Source organism: Viscerimonas tarda (assembly GCF_054601255.1).
Genome location: NZ_BAAHWV010000087.1, coordinates 1 through 3,495, shown reverse-complemented (window position 1 = coordinate 3,495; position 3,495 = coordinate 1). Strand labels below are relative to the sequence as shown.

Below are 3,495 nucleotides of genomic sequence, written 5' to 3'. Positions count from 1 at the left end.
GCTTTGTTGCAGTAATAATATTGCGACAGTTTTCCGTTCCAGTCCAAATTAAAGGGCGGATTGCCGATAATCACATCGAAACGTTGCTCCGGTGCATAACGGCGGATGTCTATACATTCGATATTGGTATCGGGATATAGGTGTTTGGCTACTTTGACGGAATTGGGTTCGATATCGAAACCGCAGGTGTTGAACAGGTTTGGCAAGTGATTGAAGAAATTTCCCATTCCACAGCACATATCCAAAACCATATCGGTCGGTTCGGGCGAAACGAGTTCCACCATCTGCCTGCAAATGGAGTGAGGGGTAAAAAACTGTCCCATTTCGATTTTTTTCTTGGCGACAGTATATTCGTGGAAATTGGGAAAATCTTCCTGTTTCAGGTGGTGCAAGCCTCCGATGCCGGTATAACAGTTGTAAATTGTTTCGGCAGGCACTTGATTGTTTCCGGTGTCGATGCAGAAAATGATTTTTTCGTTGATTTCCGACCGTTGCTCTTGCGGAATTTGCTGTGGAATAATAGAATAACTCATGGTAAATAACAGTAATTTAGAGTTCGTGTAGTTTTAACTTCTTGAAACATTCTTCGGCTGAGGCTGCATCCTTGAATCTGACATCAACCCGTCCGTTTTTGTAGAATTTCAATTGTTCGGCAGGAGAGGTGGAAAGATTGTACCGGTCGGTAATGTTCACATTATTTCTGTCATAACCGCAGATAATGCCGGAATCACCGTTGAGCCGCTTGTGAGCATAAAATACAAGACCGGAGCATAAACGAGAAATATGTGCTTCCTGCTCCCATCCAATTTTGTATTGGTTGTATTGAAGATAGAAATTATCAAAACGGAGTAAATCTTTGAAGATGATGCTCCCGGCTTTTAATTCGGGCAAATCATGCCGTTCGTAGCGATGAACGGTTTGATGAAACATGTTTATCAGTTCTTCTTCGGCTGTTTCACGAAAACCACGACCGCCCAAGTGAGCGATAACCATATCCACATAAGCCATGTATTCCGGCTGAAAGGATATTGATAAATTTTCTTTATCCATTTCGGGCACAGGGACAGACACATTATAGGTTTCATTGAAATAGCGGATGATATTGTTGGAAAATTTGTCAATCGTCTTCCATCGGTTTTCTACAATTTCATTGATGGATTCAAATGGAGTAAACGCATACTGATGATAGCTTCGAGCTTCTACAGCCAAGCCGGTATATATTTTAGTCTCTCTAAGTGTACCATTGGGTTGAAAATTGAATTTCCATGTATTGGCATAATCAGGTAATCTTTCCTGAAAGAGAGCGTACCAACTGTCAAGCTGTAAAAGCGCTTGATTGACTGCTTCTTGCTGTGTTTTGCAAAACAGTCTATCCTGTTGGGATATTTTTTCTTCGTTCCGGACTTGAATTGTGTCAAAAACACCAAGTAAATTTTCTGTGTTTTCTGTTGTTTTCATAAATTAACTTCTATTTGCTGATTGTTATTTTCTATCTGTATTTCACGCTGCCAGACCCAATTGTTCGGCTATTTCCTGCATTTCGGCGTATGCAATGCTGTGGCAGCCTGCGGTAAGAATATCGTTGCGGTAGGAGCTGATAGCCCATTTGTTATGCTTGCTGTCGTGTACCACATCCTTGTGAAACTCGGTTTCATTTTCGTGGAAACGGTGTACCAGAGACCAAAGGCGCACCGCTTCAGCCGGGGCAATGGTTATGCCTTTGGAAGTTTCGACATTGCCCTTGCGGACGCGGAGGATAGTATTGAAGCCGTAACTTGACGGTACATCTATCCACCTGATAGCAGTATTGCCCTGCTTCCATGAAACCCGTCGCTGTTCAAAGGTCATGCGGCAGACACGTTCTTCTTCTTCCCGCTGCTTTTGCAGGGCGTCGAATTGCCGTTGCCGCCTTGCATTGAATTTAAGCCATATTTCCTTATTGCCCGACCACTCGTTGAATAATTGCAGAACTCCGGCATCGAAATCATTGTTTGCGGAAGATTGGAGCAAGCCTGCATCTGCAATTAGCTTCAATAATCCCTGTAAACGCGATTCATCGGAAACAGGCGTATAGTATGAATAGTATGAAGTTTCGTCCCTCAGCATCCAGTATGCGTCAATGTCGCTTTTCTTCCCGCTCAGCAAAGCATTTATTACAGGAGGCAGGAATTTTCCGTCCGCTGATTTTTGACGTTTATCCAAGCCCCAGAAACTTATCCACCGGCTTATGCTTGTCAGGCTTTTCCTTACATCCCCCGAATAGTCCTGAAGTCTTGCTTTGGTCTGTTTGGCAATGCAGGTATCTATACTCTTGAGTTGGTCGATAATGTAAAACAGGGCGGATTGGTAATTCTTCTCATCCAACTTTCCCGATTGCGCCGTTACTTTCCGTGCGGTGTAGAATATCCGGCTGTTATGCGGGATAGCCGACCGGACATACTGTATATGCCGGCGCGTGGAAGAAGAATAGGTTCTTGTTGTTATAAGGTAGGCACTTTCTCCTTTTGGGTTTTCCACAACAGAGGCGCAGCGGAAATGGGAGCCGTAAGAATAAATGTCCTTTTCTTCAAAGTAAAACCGTCTGTCGCCGGTTCGTGCGTTGTCTTGGCTTTGGTGCGCCCATAAATGGGCAACCATAGCATTGCTTACTACATGTTTCATCTTTCTTTGAAATTTAGTTTGTATGTGAATTTATCTTTACCGGTTATCTTCCAAATATTTACAATACGGAATACCTTTGTCGGTAACGGCGGATTCCAATGTTTCCCACCATGCTCTGTAAATCTTCCTACGGAGAGGTTTACAGGGGCATCTAAAATTTTATGGAATTGAAAACCTGATTTATTTCGTCCTGTCGTATGCCGATATAGCGTTTGGTAGTTTCAATGCTGGAATGGCGGAAAATGGTATTGAGCAGGATAAGGGATTCCGCCGAGCGTCCGTTTGATTCATAGACGAAGCGCCCGAAAGTCTTGCGGAATGTATGAGTAGAAAACGCCTTGGCAGGCAGGCGGTAGCGGACGCGGAAAACTTTCAGTTGCCGGTTAATGTATTCCAGCGAATACGGCGCTTTCGTCTTGGGATTGCAGATTACCGAAAGTTCCCTGCCGGGGTTTCCCAGCAGCTTGTAGAGTTCCGAAATTTTGTTCTTCACGCTTTCGTTCAATATGATTTGCCTGCCTTTCTGCGTTTTTTGTTCAAGTTTGCCAAGCGTGTCCGTGTTCAGTATGTCTTTCCATTTCAGGGAAAGCACGTCCGAAGCCCTCAGTCCCGCGCAAAAGGCTAAGCGACAAAACAGTTCCCATACATACAGCCCGTCGCCGTGCAAACCGTCCATCAGGCGGTTGAAATCTTCGATTTTCAGGTAGTCCGCCGTTGTTAATTGTCCTTTGATGCGTGTCATACGTTTAGTCTTCTTCATCGCCAATGGAATGTAATTCGGCTAATGCTTCGTCAATACTGTCCCGTGCATTTTCGAGCCGTTCGTCATCGGCA

Annotated in this window: 4 protein-coding genes; all 4 read right to left on the bottom strand. The window is 44.3% G+C overall.

Features of this window, described 5'->3' with window-relative positions:
• A partial coding sequence (locus ACYPWY_RS15740) for an N-6 DNA methylase (protein WP_459686496.1) occupies positions 1 to 533 on the bottom strand: 533 nt, incomplete at its 3' end.
• A 16-nt stretch (positions 534 to 549) separates the two neighbouring features.
• The gene (locus ACYPWY_RS15735) at positions 550 to 1,458 is read right to left on the bottom strand and encodes a hypothetical protein (RefSeq protein WP_459686495.1); all 909 of its coding nucleotides are present in this window, start codon (positions 1,456 to 1,458) and stop codon (positions 550 to 552) included.
• A 42-nt stretch (positions 1,459 to 1,500) separates the two neighbouring features.
• Positions 1,501 to 2,661 (bottom strand): hypothetical protein, encoded by a 1,161-nt coding sequence (locus ACYPWY_RS15730; RefSeq protein ID WP_459686494.1) that lies wholly within the window; start codon positions 2,659 to 2,661, stop codon positions 1,501 to 1,503.
• 151 nt (positions 2,662 to 2,812) lie between these two features.
• The gene (locus tag ACYPWY_RS15725) at positions 2,813 to 3,421 is read right to left on the bottom strand and encodes a tyrosine-type recombinase/integrase (protein ID WP_459686493.1); all 609 of its coding nucleotides are present in this window, start codon (positions 3,419 to 3,421) and stop codon (positions 2,813 to 2,815) included.
• Positions 3,422 to 3,495: the final 74 nt, after the last annotated feature.